At 56.1% G+C, this 20,111-nt stretch carries 19 protein-coding genes; 10 read left to right on the forward strand and 9 right to left on the reverse strand.

Annotated elements, in window-relative coordinates:
- The first annotated feature begins 223 nt into the window (after window positions 1-223).
- The 3 genes from NHF56_RS05695 to NHF56_RS05705 all read left to right on the forward strand — a co-directional run bounded on the left by NHF56_RS05695 (window position 224) and on the right by NHF56_RS05705 (window position 3,331).
- Window positions 224-2,002, forward strand: coding sequence for an acetolactate synthase 3 large subunit (locus NHF56_RS05695; RefSeq protein WP_252802379.1), 1,779 nt, complete (start codon window positions 224-226; stop codon window positions 2,000-2,002).
- An 18-nt stretch (window positions 2,003-2,020) separates the two neighbouring features.
- Window positions 2,021-2,593 carry an acetolactate synthase small subunit gene (gene ilvN, locus NHF56_RS05700; protein WP_252802382.1) on the forward strand — a complete coding sequence of 191 codons (573 nt, stop codon included), beginning with the start codon at window positions 2,021-2,023 and terminating at the stop codon, window positions 2,591-2,593.
- Between the two features lie 144 nt (window positions 2,594-2,737).
- Window positions 2,738-3,331, forward strand: coding sequence for a LysE family translocator (locus NHF56_RS05705; protein ID WP_252802384.1), 594 nt, complete (start codon window positions 2,738-2,740; stop codon window positions 3,329-3,331).
- Window positions 3,332-3,373: 42 nt separating this feature from the next.
- Here the strand turns inward: NHF56_RS05705 and NHF56_RS05710 are convergent, their stop codons facing one another.
- Genes NHF56_RS05710 through NHF56_RS05720 form a run of 3 tightly spaced genes read right to left on the reverse strand, consistent with a single transcriptional unit; the run spans window position 3,374 to window position 5,050 of the window.
- Window positions 3,374-4,144 carry an anti-sigma factor gene (locus NHF56_RS05710; RefSeq protein ID WP_252802386.1) on the reverse strand — a complete coding sequence of 257 codons (771 nt, stop codon included), beginning with the start codon at window positions 4,142-4,144 and terminating at the stop codon, window positions 3,374-3,376.
- Window positions 4,141-4,695 (reverse strand): RNA polymerase sigma factor, encoded by a 555-nt coding sequence (locus NHF56_RS05715; protein ID WP_252802387.1) that lies wholly within the window; start codon window positions 4,693-4,695, stop codon window positions 4,141-4,143. The genes NHF56_RS05710 and NHF56_RS05715 overlap by 4 nt, the downstream gene beginning before the upstream one ends.
- A complete protein-coding gene (locus NHF56_RS05720; RefSeq protein WP_252802389.1) occupies window positions 4,679-5,050 on the reverse strand; it encodes a hypothetical protein in 372 nt (123 codons plus the stop codon). The genes NHF56_RS05715 and NHF56_RS05720 overlap by 17 nt, the downstream gene beginning before the upstream one ends.
- A 176-nt stretch (window positions 5,051-5,226) precedes the next feature.
- On the opposite strand from NHF56_RS05720, the gene NHF56_RS05725 reads away from it, so the two are divergent.
- On the forward strand, window positions 5,227-6,354 hold the full coding sequence (locus tag NHF56_RS05725; protein WP_252802391.1) for an ATP-dependent RecD-like DNA helicase: 1,128 nt from the start codon (window positions 5,227-5,229) through the stop codon (window positions 6,352-6,354).
- A gap of 23 nt (window positions 6,355-6,377) precedes the next feature.
- On the opposite strand, the gene NHF56_RS05730 is transcribed toward NHF56_RS05725, so the two are convergent.
- The gene (locus NHF56_RS05730) at window positions 6,378-7,067 is read right to left on the reverse strand and encodes a MerR family transcriptional regulator (RefSeq protein WP_252802393.1); all 690 of its coding nucleotides are present in this window, start codon (window positions 7,065-7,067) and stop codon (window positions 6,378-6,380) included.
- 373 nt (window positions 7,068-7,440) lie between these two features.
- On the opposite strand from NHF56_RS05730, the gene NHF56_RS05735 reads away from it, so the two are divergent.
- Window positions 7,441-8,190, forward strand: coding sequence for a pyridoxine 5'-phosphate synthase (locus tag NHF56_RS05735; protein ID WP_252802395.1), 750 nt, complete (start codon window positions 7,441-7,443; stop codon window positions 8,188-8,190).
- 43 nt (window positions 8,191-8,233) lie between these two features.
- Here NHF56_RS05735 and NHF56_RS05740 read toward each other — a convergent pair whose 3' ends face one another.
- Complete coding sequence (locus NHF56_RS05740) at window positions 8,234-9,532, reverse strand: NAD(P)/FAD-dependent oxidoreductase (protein WP_252802397.1); 1,299 nt, start codon at window positions 9,530-9,532, stop codon at window positions 8,234-8,236.
- Window positions 9,533-9,604: 72 nt separating this feature from the next.
- Here NHF56_RS05740 and NHF56_RS05745 point away from each other — a divergent pair, with 72 nt between their 5' ends.
- Window positions 9,605-10,222, forward strand: a complete 618-nt coding sequence (locus tag NHF56_RS05745; RefSeq protein ID WP_252802400.1) for a TetR/AcrR family transcriptional regulator — start codon at window positions 9,605-9,607, stop codon at window positions 10,220-10,222.
- Between the two features lie 101 nt (window positions 10,223-10,323).
- Here the strand turns inward: NHF56_RS05745 and NHF56_RS05750 are convergent, their stop codons facing one another.
- Window positions 10,324-11,841 (reverse strand): bifunctional UDP-sugar hydrolase/5'-nucleotidase, encoded by a 1,518-nt coding sequence (locus tag NHF56_RS05750; RefSeq protein WP_252802402.1) that lies wholly within the window; start codon window positions 11,839-11,841, stop codon window positions 10,324-10,326.
- A gap of 217 nt (window positions 11,842-12,058) precedes the next feature.
- A complete protein-coding gene (locus NHF56_RS05755) occupies window positions 12,059-12,523 on the reverse strand; it encodes an Lrp/AsnC family transcriptional regulator (protein WP_252802404.1) in 465 nt (154 codons plus the stop codon).
- 161 nt (window positions 12,524-12,684) lie between these two features.
- Between NHF56_RS05755 and NHF56_RS05760 the strand changes: the two genes are divergently transcribed.
- A complete protein-coding gene (locus tag NHF56_RS05760) occupies window positions 12,685-13,410 on the forward strand; it encodes an aspartate/glutamate racemase family protein (RefSeq protein ID WP_252802405.1) in 726 nt (241 codons plus the stop codon).
- Window positions 13,411-13,449: 39 nt separating this feature from the next.
- Here the strand turns inward: NHF56_RS05760 and NHF56_RS21015 are convergent, their stop codons facing one another.
- On the reverse strand, window positions 13,450-15,081 hold the full coding sequence (locus NHF56_RS21015) for a diguanylate cyclase (protein ID WP_252802408.1): 1,632 nt from the start codon (window positions 15,079-15,081) through the stop codon (window positions 13,450-13,452).
- A gap of 322 nt (window positions 15,082-15,403) precedes the next feature.
- Between NHF56_RS21015 and NHF56_RS05770 the strand changes: the two genes are divergently transcribed.
- Together NHF56_RS05770 and ilvC are read left to right on the forward strand one after the other, a co-directional pair.
- Window positions 15,404-16,063, forward strand: coding sequence for a TetR/AcrR family transcriptional regulator C-terminal domain-containing protein (locus NHF56_RS05770; protein ID WP_252802409.1), 660 nt, complete (start codon window positions 15,404-15,406; stop codon window positions 16,061-16,063).
- A 53-nt stretch (window positions 16,064-16,116) separates the two neighbouring features.
- Window positions 16,117-17,136: a ketol-acid reductoisomerase gene (gene ilvC / locus NHF56_RS05775; RefSeq protein ID WP_252802410.1), complete on the forward strand. Its 1,020-nt coding sequence runs from the start codon at window positions 16,117-16,119 to the stop codon at window positions 17,134-17,136.
- A 79-nt stretch (window positions 17,137-17,215) separates the two neighbouring features.
- Here the strand turns inward: ilvC and NHF56_RS05780 are convergent, their stop codons facing one another.
- Complete coding sequence (locus NHF56_RS05780; protein ID WP_252802411.1) at window positions 17,216-18,610, reverse strand: NAD-dependent succinate-semialdehyde dehydrogenase; 1,395 nt, start codon at window positions 18,608-18,610, stop codon at window positions 17,216-17,218.
- A gap of 179 nt (window positions 18,611-18,789) precedes the next feature.
- Between NHF56_RS05780 and NHF56_RS05785 the strand changes: the two genes are divergently transcribed.
- Window positions 18,790-19,968, forward strand: a complete 1,179-nt coding sequence (locus tag NHF56_RS05785; RefSeq protein WP_252802412.1) for an acyltransferase family protein — start codon at window positions 18,790-18,792, stop codon at window positions 19,966-19,968.
- The last annotated feature ends 143 nt before the right edge of the window (window positions 19,969-20,111 follow it).

The raw sequence follows: 20,111 nt of genomic DNA on the forward strand, positions 1-20,111 counted from the left end.
CAGCCGTGGGTCGATTTGCATGTTGACGGAGTTTAAGAATGCCTCTAACAATCCGCCCCATGAAAAATCTATTTGTACTTATCGTGGTGGGACAGCGCATGGGCAGGATGGTGTAACCATCCGGCGAAAGCACCCATGCGCTACCGAGGCTCCTCAAAGGGGCCTTTTTTTATGTCTCCAATCAAGCTAAAGACGCAGCAAAATCGGGAATGAGAAGAAAGAGATGACGGGCAAAGACAATCAGATGACGGGCGCCGAAATTGTACTTCAGGCTTTGAGGGACAATGGCGTGGAGCATATTTTCGGTTATCCGGGTGGTGCCGTTCTGCCGATCTATGACGAGATTTTCCAGCAGGACGACATTCAGCATATCCTGGTTCGTCACGAACAGGGGGCAGGGCATGCTGCGGAAGGCTATGCCCGTTCGACCGGCAAACCGGGAGTCATGCTGGTAACCTCAGGCCCCGGTGCGACAAATGCGGTGACGCCGCTGCAGGACGCCCTGATGGATTCCATCCCGCTTGTCTGCATCTCCGGCCAGGTTCCCACCACGCTCATCGGCTCCGATGCTTTTCAGGAATGCGACACGGTTGGGATTACACGTCCCTGCACCAAGCACAACTGGCTGGTGAAGGACGTGAACGAGCTTGCCGGTGTCATTCATGAGGCTTTCCGGATCGCCACAAGTGGCCGGCCCGGTCCTGTTGTGATCGATGTGCCGAAGGATGTTCAGTTCGCCACCGGTACGTATGTTCCGAAATCCGCGGTCAAGGCCGAGCCGGCCTATGCGCCCAAAAAGCAGGGCGATCTGGAAAAAATACGCGAAGCCGTCAAGCTGATGGAGGGTGCGCGCCGTCCGATGATTTATTCCGGCGGCGGCGTTGTAAACTCGGGCTCCGAAGCGAGCCAGCTGCTGCGCGAACTTGTCGAACTGACCGGATTTCCGATCACATCCACACTGATGGGGCTTGGGTCCTATCCCGCATCCGGCGAGGCTTGGATGGGGATGCTGGGCATGCATGGCACCTATGAAGCCAATATGGCCATGCACGATTGCGACGTCATGCTGTGCATCGGCGCGCGTTTTGATGACCGTATTACGGGCCGTCTGGATGCGTTTTCGCCGAATTCGAAGAAGATCCATATCGATATCGATCCGTCTTCGATCAACAAGAATGTGCGTGTTGATGTGCCGATCATCGGCGATGTCGGCCTTGTTCTGGAAGACATGGTTCGTTTGTGGCGTGCAAGCTCCAAGCGTACTGACAAGGCACATCTGGCTGACTGGTGGGGTGAGATTGCAAAATGGCGGGCGCGCAAGTCGCTTTCCTATACGCATTCGAACGATGTCATCATGCCGCAATATGCCATCGAGCGGCTTTATGAGAAGACGAAGCATCTGGATACTTACCTCACGACCGAGGTCGGTCAGCACCAGATGTGGGCGGCACAGTTCTACGGTTTCGAACAGCCGAACCGCTGGATGACATCGGGCGGACTGGGGACCATGGGGTATGGCTTGCCGGCAGCGCTCGGCGTGCAGATTGCCCATCCGGAGAGCCTTGTTGTCAGTGTTGCCGGCGATGCATCGGTTCAGATGTGCATTCAGGAAATGTCATCTGCGATCCAGCACAATGCGCCTATCAAGATTTTCATTTTGAACAACCAGTATATGGGCATGGTGCGCCAGTGGCAGCAGCTGCTGCATGGCAACCGCCTGTCGAACTCCTATACTGAAGCCATGCCTGATTTCGTGAAGCTGGCGGAGGCCTACGGTGCCCATGGCATTCGTTGTGAAAAGCCGGGTGAACTGGATGCGGCCATTGATGAGATGATCAGCGTGAAGAAGCCGGTGATATTCGATTGCCGCGTGGCCAATCTGGCCAACTGTTTCCCGATGATCCCGTCCGGCAAGGCGCATAACGAGATGTTGTTGCCCGATGAGGCGACCGATGAGGTGGTGGCAAATGCCATCGACGCCAAAGGTCGCCAGCTTGTTTGATGAAAAGGTAGGACGCTTATGAACGCTCAACTTCAACCCACTGGCTCCGCCTATTTCATCGCCAAGGAAACGGAAGCCGCCGAAAATCACACGCTCTCGGTTCTCGTCAAAAACGAGCCGGGGGTGCTCGCCCGCGTGATCGGTCTGTTTTCCGGTCGGGGCTATAATATCGAAAGTCTCACGGTTTCGGAAACGGAGCATGAGGCGCACCTTTCGCGCATCACGATTGTCACGAATGGAACGCCGCATGTTCTGGAGCAGATCAAGGCGCAGCTTGAACGCATTGTGCCGGTTCACCGGGTGGTGGACCTCACCGTTCGCGCCCGTCAGTTTGGCCATGAACGCCCGCTGGAGCGGGAAGTAGCGCTGGTGAAGGTTGCTGGCTCGGAGAACTATCGTGTGGAAGCGCTTCGCCTTGCCGATGCATTCCATGCCAAGGTGGCCGATGCCACGGTGGAGCATTTCATCTTCGAAATCACCGGCAAACCTTCCAAGATCGATCAGTTCATCGCCATCATGAAGCCGCTCGGACTGATTGAAGTCTGCCGCACCGGCATTGCCGCCATGAACCGCGGCGCCCAGGGCATGTAAGAGCGTCGCGCTCTATAAGCTTTGAAGCCGTTCGTTTGCACGAGCGGCTTTTTTTATGCCTTCAGATGAACTTGTCACGGTAGCAATTTGAAACTGGAAATCTCTGCAAGGGTGGTCAATCTGAGATCTTGCTCGGAGCTATTTATGGATATTGAGACTTATTTGGCCTTGCTGGCGTTTGCACTGACTTCGTCGATTTCGCCTGGTCCCAATAATTTGATGCTCTTGGCTTCCGGTGTGAATTTCGGCTTTGTCCGGACGATCCCGCATATTGTCGGTATCGAAGCCGGTTTTAGCGGCCTGATCCTTGCTGTCGGGCTTGGGTTGGGTGTGCTTTTTGCCGTCGAACCACGTCTTTACATCGTCTTGAAGGTTATCGGCGGGTCCTATCTGCTGTGGATGGCGTGGAAGATTGCCACGACCCGTGAAATGGGCAGGGTACACGGCGAGGCAAAGCCATTTTCCTTCTGGCAGGCGGCGGGTTTTCAGTTCGTCAACCCGAAAGCCTGGGTCATGGCAATCGGTGCGAATACGGCATTTGCCGATCCAGAGCATTATGTCTTCACGACGGGTCTCGTTTGCCTCGCATTCCTGTCCGTCGGTTTTTTTACGACAGGACTTTGGACCGTATTCGGAACCACTTTGAAGGTGTTTCTCAGCGATTCACAGCGGCTGAAGTGGTTCAACATCACAATGGCCGTCCTGCTGGTGCTCAGCCTTTGGCCGATGTTGGCGTGAAATCCGCCAGGCGGAGGGCTGCCGGTCGCTTAAAAGGGCGGCTCATCCTTGGAACTGACGATAACAGGAATCTGCAAGCTGCCTCAGCGTCTCGCGACTGGTCTCTCCGGTGATGGCGAAAGCGAGTGGTCCGTCCATCCAATAAAGCGTTTGTATGGGCCCCCGTTTATCGAACATGAAGGCAGTCTCCTCGTTTTCCGGTATACGCGCCAGGAGAACGGTAAACCGCTCTCCGCTTTTGTCTTCATACATCAGCAGAGCGCCGGCGGAACCTTCGGCGGGAATGAGGCGGCCACCGACCAGTGAGAGGCCATCGGCCGAAAGGTCTGGTGCGGTGATTTTTGTGCCGAGCCGCTTCGATAGCCACTGAACCAGATGATCTTTCTCATCTGCCCAGACCTCGACGGGATGCCGTACCTCGGGAGCGTAAAGTGAATACGCTTCGCTTGCCTGCTCATAGATTGGCGTTGCCGTGGCCGCACTGCCGAGGAACGACGGGATAGACAGACCGGTCAAGGTTCCCAATATGAAAAGCGCTGCGGCAGCTGCGACCTGGCGAGATTTTGAAGCATTCAGGCGCTGTTTCCCGTGCCCGGCGTAAAGCAGTGCTTCGTCCTCAGACCTTGAAAGCGCATAGGGTTCATAAAGGTCCCGGATCGCGATGTTCTGCTCCTGCCAGCGACACACGCGTTCAGCGTCTTCTGGGTGGGCATCGAGCCACTGTTCAACCCGCACCATATCATCTGCGGCCAGTTGATCGTCGGCATAAGCGTGTAATTCATATTCGCTCACGGTTTTCGGTTTATCGTTCATTCGCTTCTCCGTAGCGGGATCACATTGCTCGATTGAAGCGCCTGCGCCAATTGACGGCGCGCCCGCGCCAGCCTTGACATCACTGTCCCTTCGGGAATTTGGAGAAGGTTTGCCGTTTCGCGGTAGCTCATGCCTTCCACCACCACCAACATGAGCACGGTTCTGAAATCCGGTGCAAGTCCATCCAGGGCTGCGGCGAGACGCCGTCGTTCCAGAGGGTCGCCGGGATAGGCGTTTTCCGCCGGTATCGAATCGGCGTCCTCAAAAGGCGCCAACGGCGCCCGTGCTGCTCGTTTGATGCCGTTGCGGTATAGATTTGTCATGATCGTGAAGGTCCAGGCTTTCAGGTTTGATCCCGACCATTGCGTTTGCCTTGAGAGCGCCTTTTCAACGCAATCCTGAAGCAGGTCCTCACCATCCGCATCTGACCGCGTCAGCGAGCGCGCATAACGCCTGAGCGACGGCATGAGTGAAAGCATGCCGTGCTCAAATTTCGTTTGTTCTCTCATCTCGAGAGTGTTGTCTTTTTCCCCATCAGGGCCGCGCGACATCCCAAACGCCTTTCACGCCATCGCCGGTTGTGTCGCCCTTCTTTTCGTCCTTGACCCAGAAGTAGAGCGGCATGCCGTCCTTTGCCCATTGCTTGGAGCCGTCCTTGCGTTCCACAAGCGTGTATGCGCCTTCAGCTTTTGCGCCGTCTTCTGCGATCAGCGGCGGCCAGTTCTGGGCGCAGGCATCATAGCAATTTGTAACGCCGGGCTGGTCGTTCTTGAAAGTATAGAGGGTCATTTCATTTTCACCGGCCAGGACATCCCCCTTATCGGTTTTCACCGTGATCGTGGGCTGAGCATAGGCGACAGAAACGCTTGCCAGAAGTATGAACGTCGCGGAAATTTGGGCCTTCATGTTGGTCTCCCATTTTTGAAGTTAAGACGGCTTTTGCCGGCTGTGAACATGGTTGAGACAATCGGGGTGCGCCTTTTATTCCCGCGCGCAGGATTATTTTGATACCGGCCTCACTATAATGGGCGATTTGATGATTTACCTTGCATGTGGCGGCCGAATCCTGCCACTCGAGTTTCATGGAATTCGCACCTCAACAGGATGACGCGCTCAAGGCGGTTTCGAAGTGGCTGAAGGAAGGGCGCTCGCCGCTTTTCCGGCTTTTTGGCTATGCGGGAACCGGCAAGACCACGCTTGCGCGCTATTTTGCTGAAAATGTGGATGGTGACGTCCTGTTTGCTGCGTTTACCGGCAAAGCGGCGCAAGTGTTGCGCTCGCGTGGGGCCACCAATGCCAGCACAATCCACTCGCTGATCTATCGTCCGCGCGGCGAGGAAGAGGTGGCGGATGAGGAAACCGGCAAAACCTCAGTGACGCCCATGTTTGCGCTCAACCGGCAAAGCCCGGTATCCAAAGCGGCCCTCATTGTCATCGATGAGTGCTCGATGGTTGATGAAACGCTTGGCCGCGATCTCATGAGTTTCGGCACGCCGATCCTTGTTTTGGGTGATCCGGGCCAGTTGCCGCCGGTGACGGGTGGTGGTTTCTTCACCGATGCGGAGCCGGATTTTCTGCTGACGGAAATTCATCGTCAGGCGCGCGACAACCCCATCATCGAGCTTGCCATGCATGTGCGTGAGGGCAAGGAGCTGATGTATGGCGACTGGGGGACCGCGCAGGTCATTTCCAGAAACGAGGTGGATCAGGATCTGGTGCTGGGCGCCGATCAGGTTCTTGTCGGCACCAACAAGACCCGGCGACGCTATAACAAGCGTTTGCGCGAGCTGAAGGGGTTCACCGCCGATTATCCGCAAGCCGGCGACAAGCTCGTATGTCTGCGTAACGATCCGCAAAAGGGGCTTTTAAACGGCTCGCTCTGGCAGGTGATGACCTCGTCTAAGGAGACGGTGAAGCCCGGGATCAACCTGCTGATCCGGCCTGAGGACGACGATATGGATCGGGGGGCTGCGAAGATCAAGCTGCTCAAGGCTGCCTTTGAGGAACTGGACACGGAAATACCGTGGTCGACGCGCAAGCGTTTTGACGAATTCGACTACGGCTATGCGCTCACCGTGCACAAGGCGCAGGGTTCGCAGTGGAATGAGGTCGTGTTGTTTGACGAGAGCTGGGCGTTCCGCGACAGCCGGGAGCGCTGGCTTTATACGGCTGTGACGCGCGCAGCCGAGCGCCTGACGATCGTGCGGTGAGGGCGGCAAACTCCAGCCCAAAATCAGGTTTCGACGATTCCCAGCATGATGGCCTTGGCAACGGCCTGGAACCTGTTGTTCGTCCCCAGTTTCGAGATGATGCCTGCTTCGAGCGCTGCAATCTCTGCGGGTGTCTTTTCCATGGCATGGGTCAGCCGTGTGCTCGAATAGCCTTCGGCGATCAGCGATATGCACTGCAGTTCAAGCTTGGTCAGGACTTCGTTCTGACGGTTATCGTTCGTCTCGTCCTCGTCGCCGTTCAATTGGCCGATCAGGCTGCCCAACTGCCCGATTTGCCGCAGAATGGTGGACTGCTCGGCCTGCAGTTCGCGCCGTCGAATCTCCAGGAAATGCTGAAAAATGCTGTCAGCTTCCCGCCTTGAAGAGGCCTTCGCAAGGTCTTTCATCAATTCCTGAATGATGATGATCGGCATCCCGGTTTCGCGGCAGGCATTGATAATCGCCATGCGCTGTGCCTGTTCGCGATCATAGACCCGCATCAGACCAATGCGGCCGGCTTTCAAAAGCCCTTTTTCTTCGTAAAAATGCAGCGTTCGATGCGTTACGCCGAAGGCGTCAGCCATGTCGGCAATGCCGATGGCGCCAGAAGGCAGCTGTTTTGGTAGCTCTATGGCCGGCAGAAACCCACTATCGGCGTCGGCCTCGTAGACCCCATTTTCGGCCTGTTGGCTTGCATGTGCTTCTTCTGACATGAAATATCCGCCTTCCAGTCAGGTGTGAAAATCTACAGGGTTGACCGACCACCTATCGAACCCGATTAGCTCCTTCCCCTATCGGCAGCATTCTGACCCTGCGTTAACATGTGAAGTTTTCACATGGTCAACATTCTACAACCGATTCGTTTCCATTGTAAGTCAAGAGAAATAGGGGATCGGAACTGTTCGTTGCCGGCAGGCAATTTCAGGCAATGTGCAACGCGAATATGCTGTTCTATATTGGTCGTTCGGGATTTCGTGCCTCTTCGTTTTATGAAATTTAATGATGCGATATCGCGCAAAACCATTGGCAAAAGCCGTTGTTCGGCAATAACTTCGCTTCGACGTGTTTTAAGAAAGCTGAATTGCCATGCCTGCAAAATTGTCTGTGAACCTGAACGCGATAGCCATGCTGAGGAACCGGCGTGATCTGCCCTGGCCGAGTGTCACCGGCCTTGGGCAAATTGCGTTGGAGGCGGGCGCGCATGGCTTGACGGTTCATCCGCGTCCCGACCAACGGCATATCCGGTTTTCAGACCTGCCTGAAATTCGCGCGCTGATAGACGATGCCTTTCCGCAGGCCGAATTCAATATGGAAGGCTATCCGACCGAGGAATTTCTTCAGCTGGTGGAAGCCCACCAGCCGGAGCAGGTGACGCTGGTTCCCGACGATCCGGCGCAGGCTACATCCGACCATGGCTGGGATTTCCGCAAACATCATGACGTGCTGCAGTCCGTCTGCATGAGACTGAAAGATGGCGGTTTTCGCATTTCGCTTTTTGCCGACGGCGATGCCGATCGCGAGGCACTTGAACTGGCCAAAGATGCCGGTGCCGATCGCATCGAGCTCTACACCGGACCCTATGGCGGGTGCTACGATGCGCCGAAGCACGCTGAAGAATTGTTGGAAATGCTGGGGCAAACGGCTGATATTGCGCACAAGTTGGGGCTTGGCGTGAATGCCGGTCACGACCTGACCGTCGAAAACCTGCCGCCGCTTGCCGCACGCATCCCCAATCTCGCCGAGGTCTCCATCGGACACGGCCTGACCGCTGATGCGCTGATTCATGGTATGGCGGAGACAGTGCGTCGTTTTCGTGGGGCTTGTGGCGATCTTTGAGGCGGCTCGGCTGCATGCCGCGCCACCTGTCTGGATTATTATATCAGGCCAGAGCTTTGTGAATATCTGCAGCCGTGGCTTCAGCTGACTGGTAGGCTCCACCCACTGTCATGACCAGATCTGCGCCCAGCGTATCGCCGGCAAAGAAGATGCGGTTTTCCATGGGTGCGCCGAAGTCGTCGCGTGGGCTGCCCGTGCCTGGAAGCACATGGGCATAACTTCCATGTGCGAAGGGGTCTGATCGCCACTCGCTCAACAGGCCACCGCGCACCTCACCAACGGCAGATGTGCCAGCAATGGCAGCCAGTACCGATTTTGCCTCATCCATTGCAGCGGCCTCGCCGGCGTCGATGACGGCACGTGCAGCATCGCCGCCAAGCATCAGGGTCACAACCTCTTCGCCCGGTGCATGGTGCAAAGCATGGAGTTCGCCGTTCAGGAAGCGGGCGCTATCGATGCTATAGATTGGCAGTTCATCCATCGGCTTTTCGGTTTTCAAAGTAACCTTGGTGAATACGCCCATCGGCAGCCGTTCGATGGCTGCCTGTTTGGCCGCTGGCAGGGCGGGGTGGAATTGAATTCCGGGGCTGGCAGCCAGCACTGCGGGCGGAACCGTGATCAGGCAGGTCTTTGCTCGAACCTTGCCGAATGCGCCCGAGACCTCAACGACGCCCGGCATGGACCAATCGATCTGATCGACCTGCGAACGCAGCTCGACTGGAATACCTGCGCCGAAGCGTTGGATGAACGCGCCCATACCGCCTTCGACTGTGAAATCGATGTTCTCGTCAGCCATCATGGCCACGTCGAGCGCTGCTATCTTGTCTGGCTCTTCGCCAATGGCAAAGGCAATGACTTCAGCCGATAGTGCGCTATCGCCCTTGGCGAAGTCCGCCAGTGAGGCGGTGGCGAGCTGCTGCTGGTTTTCATAAAACTGGGCGTAGAGGGCTTCAGTGCTTTGCGCCAAAACAGCCTCTGCACCCTCGGCAAAAACACCCGGGCCTTCAAAAAAGCGTCCCTCGGCGCGTGATGATGGCGTCAAGGCCAATTGTTCGCCGCGCGCAACTGGCACCATTGGATTGATATCTCCGTTGTGGAGCCAGTGCGCACCGCGGTCGACCGGAACACCCATGAAATCCTGCGTAAGGGTTCTGCCTCCGATGCGGTCACGTGCTTCCAGAACAATGAAACTGTGGCCAAGTGCGCCAAGACGGCGCGCCGCCGCGAGGCCGGCAACGCCAGCTCCGATGATAACGACGTCGTAATCTGTGCTGGCTGCGAAGGTCCGCCCGGCAAGTCCGAGCATGGCGGTGGTGGCAATAAAGCTTCGACGATTGAGCATTTGAAAGTTCCCCTCTTTTACGAGGATATTCTCACATTTGATTATACGAGGCAAGTCTCGTAAATTTGGAGCATGACAGCCAGAACGATTCGCCCGGGACGACAAGCGCGGGGGCAAGCGCATATTCAACGTATTCTCGATTCCGCAGCGGCCTTGATTGCTCAATCCGGTGTTGACGGTCTTACAATGTCGGCGATCGGGGAGGCTGCGGGCAGTGCGCCGGGTTCGCTCTATCAATTCTTCTCCAACCGCGAGGCCTTGATTGAAGCACTGGCAGAACGGGAGGCCGCAATTGTGGAAGCGTGTGTCCTATCGGCGCTTGAGTCCTGGAACAGTCGCCAATCCAAAACGCCCATGTCGCTGATGGATGCTTTGTTGCCGCCGCTTTTCGAAACATATCAGGCAAGGCCCGCTTGGGGAGAGCTGCTTCATGCTCTGGCGCGACGCGGAGCGCCAGGTGATGTGGAGCAGGCACTTGACGCAAGTATACAAATGCCTCTGGCGGCAGCGTTGTCGTTGCTTTGTCCTCAAGCGAGCGCTGATCGATGCATGCTGGCTGCCGCAATGTTGCTGAATTTCGGTCATGCCGGATTGTTGGCGGCCTGCGCAGATACCAGTGGTTCCGTATATGGCGAAGTGCGGCGTGCACTCAATGCCTATGTGACAGATTGGGCGCGCAACGAAGGCTGAGCGGGCCGCTCAGTGAGGCAAGCGGCGTTTTGTCCGATGAAAAAATGACGAGGCCGCCGGATGATTTCCAGCGGCCTCCTTTCATACAATCGAATACGCGATTACTTGACGACGATGCGTCCGTCGACCTTGGGGGATACGGCTCCCATTTCACGGACATAGACCATAACGTCGTTGGCCATAAGCTTGCCGTTGTTGCCGTCAACGATCACGTTGCTGCCGGTGAAGGCGGTGTAGCCATCGCCGCCGCCGAGCATGTAGTCATTGGTCGCGACTTTGTAGGTCTTCGCCGGATCGATTGGCTCGCCGTTGAAGGAGGCGGAAACGATACGGCTGCCCGGTGCTGCCTTGGAGTCAACTTCGATCTTGAGGCCTTCGGAGACCTGCGGGAAGCGGCCAGCGCCATCTTCGATCATCGAAACACCGTTTTCGAGGCCTTCGAGGATCTGCTTGCCGGTCATTTCAGCAACAACCGTCTTGTTGCCGAAGGGCAGTTCGGAGAGAATGTCGCGGCGTGTCAGTTCGGTGCCTGCGGCATATTCCTTGTCGCCACGAATGCCGCCACCGTTGATAATGGCGAAGTCTGCGCCTGAGGCCTTGACCATCGCGTCCGCGATCAGGTCGCCCATGGCGGTTTCCTGCGTGCGCACCATGTTGCGGCGGCTATCGAGTGCGGTTTCGGTCTTGCCGATCACCACATCAAGCTCCTTGCCGAGTTCTTCCTGGAACTGCTTGACCTTGGCTTCGGTTTCCGGGTCCGGGGTCACGTTTGCCGTGTCGATGAAGCGGAAGTTCGGCTCCCATGAGACGCGGCGTTTGCCGTCCTTCTCGCTGACATTGACGGTGATGTCGACCGGGATCATGTAGTTGGCGTCGATCGATGTGTCGACATAGGCGGTGATGCCGTTGTACTGGATCACGACATCGTGGTCGTCGCCCGAGAGGATGACGTCGAAGGCCTTGGAGGCCAGCATCAGCTGGTCATAAGAATGCGGTGCCTGAACAACGCCGACGACGAGGTCAGCACCTTCGTCACGGGCCTGTTTGGCAGCAGTGACGGCGGTTTCTACCGTTGATTCAAACTTCCAGTCGTCGGTGGTTGCGACCTCGGGGGAAGTGTCCTGCGCGACTGGAATGAGGGCAACCTTCACGCCTTCGATTTCCTTCCACATAACGCCGCCAAGACCTTCAATCGGCGATCCATCGGCATGCGTGATATTGATCGCGGCCCACGGATATTTGGAATCCTTCAGCTTGGCGATGAAGTTTTCCGTGCCGAAATCGAATTCGTGGTTGCCGGGAACGGCCAGGTCGAAGGGAACCATATTGGTGAGGTCGATCATGTTCTGGCCCTTGTCGAGGCCGGAAAGCAGAGACGGGGAGAGCATGTCGCCGTCGAACACGTAGATGGTGTTGGGGTTTGCGGCCTTTTCGGCCTTTGCAACGGCATTCATGCGCGCCAGACCACCACGGGTCTTGCCGCCGTCAAACTGGTACACGTCGCCGACGCCGAGAAAGGTGATCTTGACTGTTTCCGCCTGGGCCGCGGTGACAGCGGCGGAACAGAGCATGGATGTTGCGAGAAGAATGCCCGACATTCTGGAGAGTGCGCGTTTCATTGTGACCTACCTCTGAGGGTTCGATTTTATTATGTTTCAACCCGCCTTTTGCTTCAAAAAGGCAGGCGGTTTGGGAGCCATCATGCGCCAGGCGCCGGCACCTGCGCTCATTACTTCAAGTTTGTGAAAGCTTCGCAACAGAAATTTTTCCGAACAGTCAAAAAAACTGTCACAAATGAACTGTCATACTCATTTTGCGGCTCGTCTGAATGTTGCGTCAGGCGGCATAGGAAACGGGAATGGTGCGACCGCTTTTGAGCGTTTCCATGGAGATTGAGGCTGAAATCTCGAAAATGGAGACTTTGCTGACGAGCCTCTTGTAGACAGTATCATAGTGTTCGGCGTTCGGCAGGGCGATGGTGAGAATGTAGTCGTAAGAGCCCGTGACGCGATGCGCCTCGATGATTTCAGGGATATCAACGATTGCCCGGCGGAACTGCTCGAGCCATTCTTCGTCATGCCGCGCTGTCTTGATCAGCGCGATCAATGTGGTGGGGACGCCCATGCGGTTTCTGTCGAGCACCGCGCTGCGACTTGAAATATAGCCTTCTTCCTCCAGGCGCTGAACGCGCCTCGAACAGGCTGAGACGGAAAGGCTTACGGCTTCTGACAACTGCGTGAGGGGAATCGTTGCGTCCTGCTGCAGAAGTCTGAGTATCTTGCGGTCGCGGTCGTCAATCATCGTTTGGCTGCCATTTTTCTATGCTTGATTGCGAAAATTGGAGAACAGGCGCGAAAATTTTGCGCCATATTCGCCATTATCAACGAATAATGCAAGCCGAACGCGACAAGTCCGTTTTATCTTTGTGCATGTTGAAAACAATTTACATGATGGGGAAAGCCATGAAACGGATTGGCCTGATCGGCGGAATGAGCTTTGAAAGCTCGGCGGTTTATTACAAGCTTATCAACGAGATGGTCCGCGAGGCGCTGGGTGGGCTTTCGTCGGCGGATTTATTCCTGCATTCGGTCGATTTCGCAGAGATCGTCGCCATGCAGAAGGCCGGCAAGTGGGACGACGCAGCCAACAAACTGGCTGAAAGCGCGAAGATGCTGGAAAAGAGCGGGGCCGACTGCATACTCATCTGCACCAACACCATGCACAAGGTTGCAGACACTGTTGCTGCCAGCGTCGATATCCCGCTCATCAGCATCATTGACGAGACGGCCAAGGCCATCAAGTCTGCCGGTGCTTCCAAACCGCTGCTGCTGGCGACCCGTTACACGATGGAACACGGTTTCTATCAGCAGGTGATGGCGCGTCACGGACTGGAGATCATGGTACCGGAAGCCGCTGACCGCACCATGGTGCACGACATCATTTTCGAAGAACTATGTGCGGGCAAGGTAGACGACCAATCACGGCAACGGATGATGGCGATAGTGGATGCTGCCAAGGCAGACGGTGCCGACAGCGTTATCCTCGGATGCACGGAAATCTGCCTTCTGGTGGATGAGCATTGCCTTTCGCTTCCCGTATTCGATTCAACTGCCATTCACTGTGAAGCCGCACTTTCTTTCGCGCTTTCCGGTGAACCGGGAATGAAACAGGCGACAAAGGCTGCCTGAACCGTTGGGGGCGCAAAAAGCGTTGTCGCTTGCGTTCTTCTAGGCCACCCGATTTGGTTGGAGTGCCGGTGCCGGTGCCGGTGCGCCGCCCATCCCTTTGAGATGGTTGCCCCACACAACATCCTGATTGCGGCCCGAGATCTTCGCCCTATAAAGCGCGATATCGGCCGCTTTGATGCAGTTTGTGAGCGTCATGCCTGCGTCCGGTGCCTGCGCAATACCGGCTGAGAAGTTCAACGCAAAGTCTTCCAATCCCGGGATAACGAGTTTTGCAAATTCGCTGCGGATGTGTGCGGTTCGCTCCAGGGCATCTGCTGTTGAACATTGCGGAAGGACGATCAGGAATTCTTCTCCGCCTTGGCGCACTGCCATCTCGCCGGTCTTGAGGCTTGATTTCAAAAGGCCGGCGAAGGCCACCAGAACCTGGTCGCCGATATCGTGGCCGAAGCGATCGTTGATCTGTTTGAAGAAGTCGAGGTCGAACAGAATTAGCGATGTCGGCTCGTCTGGCGTCGCGCATTCGACAAGCGCTGTGGCCGCCGTGCTCGCGTGGCGGCGATTGTGCAGGCCTGTCAGATGGTCGCGCGTTGCCTCTTCTTCGAGGCGCTTCTGCAGAATAAGATTTTCTTCAAGACGGTGCTGCAGGTCTTCACCAACGGCCAGCAGTCTCTGCTTTGCGGTTTCACGTGCCGTGACATCACGCAAGACGAGCAGCCTGCATCCTTTGCGATCCCACTGTTCGAGCGATCTTTGGGACACTTCAAAGATAAGGGTGTTGTTGTTCAGATAAACCAGTTCCGGATGCGGGTGCTTGTTGGGCGTGCAGACCGAGAGGTTGTAAAGCGGATGATTGAGCGGCAGCGTTTTTCCAACCGGCTTGGCACCCAATTCGGCGTGACTTTCAGCCGCAGGATTAAGCTCCAGAATGACATTGTTCTCATCCAGCACGATGACCGGGTCGGGCAGAATTGAGAAGATGACGTCGCGCGCCACCGGCGGCAATGTAAAGAGCTTTGCCTTGCTTTGAAGCGCCAGCATGATGAACGAGGTGGCCGCAAAGGCAAATGGCGTCGGGTCGTCGTTGAGAATTCTGAACTCAAACAGGTTGAATGCTATGTTAGCGACCCACGGTAGCGCCATGGCGGCAAGTACGCCGACAAATTGCAGCTGGTGCAGGCCCGATGACCGCTTCAACTTGCGGATGGCGGCGACGGAGGCTGCGGCCAGTGCGACATAGATGATGGCCAGCAGAACGAAATAGAGCCAGCCATGAGAGAAACTGGGACGATGGATATTGGTTATGCCGGTGTAAATCGTCTGGTGATACTGGTTGGTCAAGGCGGCCACGCCACCAAAAGCAGTGATCATCAGCGCCATCGCGAAGTTCTTCGGCTGGCCTGCCTTTGTGTATCCAGCGTAATCCAGAAAGCCGATCGCCCAGAAAAGCGGTGTTCCGAGGATGCCGAACCAGGCCAGTTCGCAGAGCAGAACCTTGAGATTCAGGCTATCCACGTTCAAACGCACGATGACGACGGTAATCCACCAGATCGATGCAAGACCTGAAAGAACAAGAGCGAGCCGGCCGGGCGCGGCCGGCGAGCGCAAAATGCGGTAGAGCGTTAGCGCCGATACGAGAGCGGCGGCAATAAGGATTAGACCGGAACCAAGCACAAATAAGGCCTTATACTTCCTTCGATTGGCGTGGGGCACCGAAAGCGAAGGGGTGTCGAGCGGATTAACGTTTGCAGGCTAGCGATATTTCGCTAACGAATGTTTTCACTATCATTGATTGTGAAAACACGCGCCGCACTAGATGATATGTGGTTAAAAAAACGTAAGCCGGAGGTGCCAACGGCGCTCCAAAACACAGGATGTGACGACGGGCGCTGGAAAGCCAGAGAGAATGGGAATTTCTCTGGCTTGCAGATTGACAGCGCCGCGGCCAAACTCTAAAAGAACCGTACCGTACGGTACTATAAGAGTTGGAGGCACCGTGTCATTGGTATCGCAGACAGATGAATTTACGCCGCGCCAGAACGCTGTTCTGGAGGAGGCGTTGCGTCTGCTGATCAAGGGCGGAGAGAAGGCTCTGACGACCGCTGGTGTTGCCCGCGCTGCCAACTGCTCGAAGGAAAGCCTTTATAAGTGGTTTGGCGATCGCGACGGGTTGCTCGCCGCAATGATTTCCTATCAGGCGTCCAAGGTGCGGGCCTATGAACCCGCTGGTGAAAAACTGACCGAAGAAGACCTGCGTGCGCATTTGACCTCTTTCGTGCGCGATCTTCTGGAGGTTCTCTCCGGCGAGGTTTCGCTGGCGCTGAACCGGCTGGCTATCGGCCAGGCAAGCCGGGAAGGGGGCAAGTTGGGCCAGATGATGCTGGAGCGCGGGCGCGGACCCGTTGGCAAGCGTACCATTGCACTTTTGGAAGCAGGACGCCGTTCGGGACTTCTCGATTTCAGCGACGGCAATGAAGCTTATTTAAGCTTGTATGGCCTGGCTGTCGGGGATTTGCATGTTCGCATGCTTTTGGGGTTGCGGGCAGAGGATGCACGCAAGGAATTCGGTGTGCGGGCGGAAAAAGCAGTTGATGCTTTTTTGACGCTTTACGGCACCGATCGGAAATGGGAAGAGCCGCGCATCAGAAGCGTCTAGCTCTTCTTTTCAGGGACAATTCAGACAAGCACATTTAAAGGGAAGGAACCAAAATGCGCGTTTACTACGATCGTGATGCCGATCTCAACCTGATCAAGTCAAAGAAAGTTGCCATTGTCGGCTACGGTTCGCAGGGCCGCGCGCATGCGCTGAACCTGAAGGATTCGGGCGCCGAAAACGTGGCGATTGCGCTTCGCGCCGGTTCTGCGACGGCCAAGAAGGCTGAAGCCGACGGCTTCAAGGTGATGACGGTGGCTGAAGCAGCGGCCTGGGCAGACCTGATCATGATGGCCGCACCTGACGAATTGCAGGCCGGTATCTGGAAGAACGAAATTGCTGCCAACATCCGTGATGGCGCTGCAATTGCTTTCGCACACGGTCTCAACGTTCATTTCGGCCTGATCGAGCCGAAGGCCTCGCTTGACGTTGTCATGATCGCACCGAAGGGCCCGGGCCACACGGTTCGTGGTGAATATCAGAAGGGCGGCGGCGTGCCGTGCCTGGTTGCCGTTCACCAGAATGCGTCTGGCAATGCGCTTGAAGTTGCACTTTCCTATGCCTGCGGCGTTGGCGGCGGGCGTTCGGGCATCATCGAAACCACCTTCCAGGAAGAGTGCGAAACCGATCTGTTCGGCGAGCAGGCTGTTCTCTGCGGCGGCCTCGTTGAACTGATCCGCGCCGGCTTTGAAACGCTGGTCGAAGGCGGTTACGCTCCGGAAATGGCCTATTTCGAGTGCCTGCACGAAGTGAAGCTGATCGTGGATCTGATCTACGAAGGTGGTATCGCCAACATGAACTACTCCATCTCCAACACGGCTGAATGGGGTGAGTACGTAACCGGCCCGCGCATCATCACGGCTGAAACGAAGGCTGAAATGAAGCGCGTCCTCAAGGACATCCAGACCGGCAAGTTCACCTCCGAGTGGATGCAGGAATGGCATTCGGGTGCTGCTCGCTTCAAGGGTATCCGTCGCATGAACGACAAGCACCAGATCGAAGAAGTTGGCGAAAAGCTGCGCGGCATGATGCCCTGGATCAAGAAGGGCGCACTCGTCGACAAAGAGCGCAACTAAGCGCCTCAATCTTCAAGAAAACCAGGCCGGGGAGGGTGACTTCCCCGGCTTCTATTTTGTTTCAGTCTGTCGTCATTCGTCACGCGGCGATGGTGCCGCCCATATCGAAGATTGACTTTGCGTTGGCAAATTCGCGCACGCCGAGACCACCGTGTTCGCGACCGTAGCCTGAGTTTTTCACACCGCCGAAGGGCATGTTGGGCTGGGCCAGACTGTAGCCATTGATGAACACCATACCCGTGTCGAAGCAATCTGCGGCCAATTTGCGGGCGTGGTCGACATTCTTGGAAAAGATGCCACCGCCAAGGCCGAACTTGCTGTCATTGGCAAGCCGGAAGGCATCTTCATCATCTTTCGCGCGAATGAGCGAGGCGACCGGACCGAACAGTTCGTCGTCATAGGCCGGCTGCCCCGGCTGAACATTGTTCAGGACAGTTGCAGGATAGTAATAACCATCGCCGTCGGGAACTTCGCCGCCGATCAGGATCTGCGCGCCATTCTTCACGCTTTCCTGCACCTGCTCATGAAGCTTTTCGCGCAGGTCCTTGCGCGCCATCGGTCCCAGACGGGTGTCTTCCTTCATCGGGTCACCGGATTTGACCGCCTTCATGCGCTCCACGAAACGGGCCTGAAACTCTTCGTAAACGGAATCGACCACGATGAAGCGCTTGGCGGCAATGCAGGTTTCGGCATTGTTGGCCATGCGGCCTGCCACGCAACCTTCGACAGCAAGGTCCAGATCGGCATCGCTCATGACGATGAAGGCATCGTTTGAGCCAAGTTCGAGAACCGACTTCTTGACGTGTTTGGCCGCTTCAACGGCAACCTTGGCGCCACCTTCTGTGCTGCCAGTGAAGGTCACGCCACGAACGAGTTCGTGGGCAATGACGTCGTTTGACTGGTCGTGGTCGATCACCAACACGCGGAAGAGGTGTTCGGGAAGGCCGCCTTCGCGGAAGATTTCCTCCAGCAGCAGACCCGATCCGGTGACATTGGAGGCATGTTTAAGAAGAACGCCGTTGCCGGTCATAATGCTGGCGATGGCATAACGGATCACCTGATAGGCCGGGAAATTCCAGGGCTGAATGCCATAAACGATGCCGATGGGACTGTAATGGATGTAACCGGTTCTGCCGAGCTGAAGATCGCGCGCCTCCTCCTTGAGGAACTCCGGTCCGGTTTCAGCCGTGTAATCACAAATGCCGGTGCAGACATCGACTTCGGAATAACCGGTGGAAATCGGCTTGCCCATTTCCTCGCACATGATCTTTGCGAGTTTTTCCTTGTTGGCCTGAAGGGACCTACCGATATTGGCAACAACCTGAGCCCGCTTTTCAGCAGGTATGAGGCGCCAGTCGAGATGAGCCTCGTGGCACTTCTTGATGATGTCCTCGACCTCAGAGCGGCTCATGCGCTCGTAGGTCTTGAGTTCTTTACCGGTCGCAGGATTAATGGTGGTAATATGATCTGACATGAAATGCCTCCTTTTGTTTCAACAACGTGGTGGCATCCAAACTGTTCCGGGCGGGCGCGAAGCGTTATTGTTGTGGTCATACTTTCTTAATCCTGTTTCCAAGCTTTTGCGGTCAAAGTTGTAGGCTTTTCTTTTCATCAACCTCGCGGTGCTAAGACGCTGGGCAAGGACCAAGGTTGATGATGATGCAGACACAGCAACGCGAATTTTACTGGGATTTTGTGCGGGCAGTCTACTTGCTCCTGGGCGTGCCATTTCATGTCGCTGTTGCCTATTCCACCCATTTTGACTGGTCGGTGCCGTCACCAGAGCGAAGCCCTGTTCTGACATTTATTGCCGATATGCTGCACACCGCGCGCATGCCCGGCTTTTTTGTCATTGCCGGCTATTTCTCCTTCATGATCCTCAGCCGCAAAGGTGTGGGGGTGTTCTTCCAGGAGCGCATGGTCCGTCTGGGCGTGCCGCTTATCACCGCCACACTGACAATCCTGCCGCTGCAGATGGTCATCCAGACATATTTCGAGGTTTCCAACGGGACACTGGATGCCGATGCTTTCGGTTCAACACTCATCGCCCGCCTCACGCATTTTGATGAACCGTGGATTTCGCACCTCTGGTTTCTCTATATCCTCATTGGCTTGACGGTCGGTATTTCCATTCTTGCGCGTATCCTGCAGACCGGGCGGTTTGAAACGATCTATCGCAATATTGCTGAATTCGCGCTGCGCAACGGTGCGATGAGCATCCTGGTCGTTGCCTTTGTTTGCACGCAGCTTGCCGTGGCATTGCCGCGGTTGGAGGCGCTTGGCGGTTCCAAGCTGATGGCGCTTCTGAGCTATCTCCAATACACCCCTTATTTCCTGATCGGTGGGGCCATTTATCTCAGTCCCGTCGCCAAGGGCCGATATCTCGGGGTTGGTGTGCTGGCGGGCATTTCCGGGCTTGTGCTGGCCTATGTCGCGACATGGGAGGGGCAAACGGTCTGGAGCCGCACAGTCTTTCTGGTGTCAGGCTTTTTTGCCGCGCTGCTGGTTACGGGATTTGTGGCGAATATGGCGCAACGCCATTTCAACCGTGCAAACCGGACCATACGCAACATCGCGGATGCGTCCTTTTCGATTTATCTCTTCCATCATCCGATCATCTATGTGCTCGTCGGACTTTTCGCAAAGGTTGATCTGCCTCCGGTGCTGGAGTTTGTAATCATCACGCCGGTTACGGCCGTCCTGTCTTATCTGCTGCACAAGGCTGTGGCTGCAAACCGGATCACTGCGCTGCTCTTCAATGGTGTCCGTGCCAAAAAGGCCGCCCCGCAGCTTGAAACGGGTCAACGCGAAAAAGAGACGGTCGCGGCGTGAACCGTAAAAATATCCATTGGTGCGCTGTGGAGCAAGGGAGGCCCAAAGCGCCCCGTCTTCATGATTCTGAAACTTCGAACGGCGATACTGTTTATCGCCTCACGGGTTTACAAGGTCCGGTTTTTGTGAAGGCACCCTCGCGT

The organism is Rhizobium sp. L1K21, from assembly GCF_024055895.1.
Lineage (GTDB): Bacteria > Pseudomonadota > Alphaproteobacteria > Rhizobiales > Rhizobiaceae > Ensifer_A.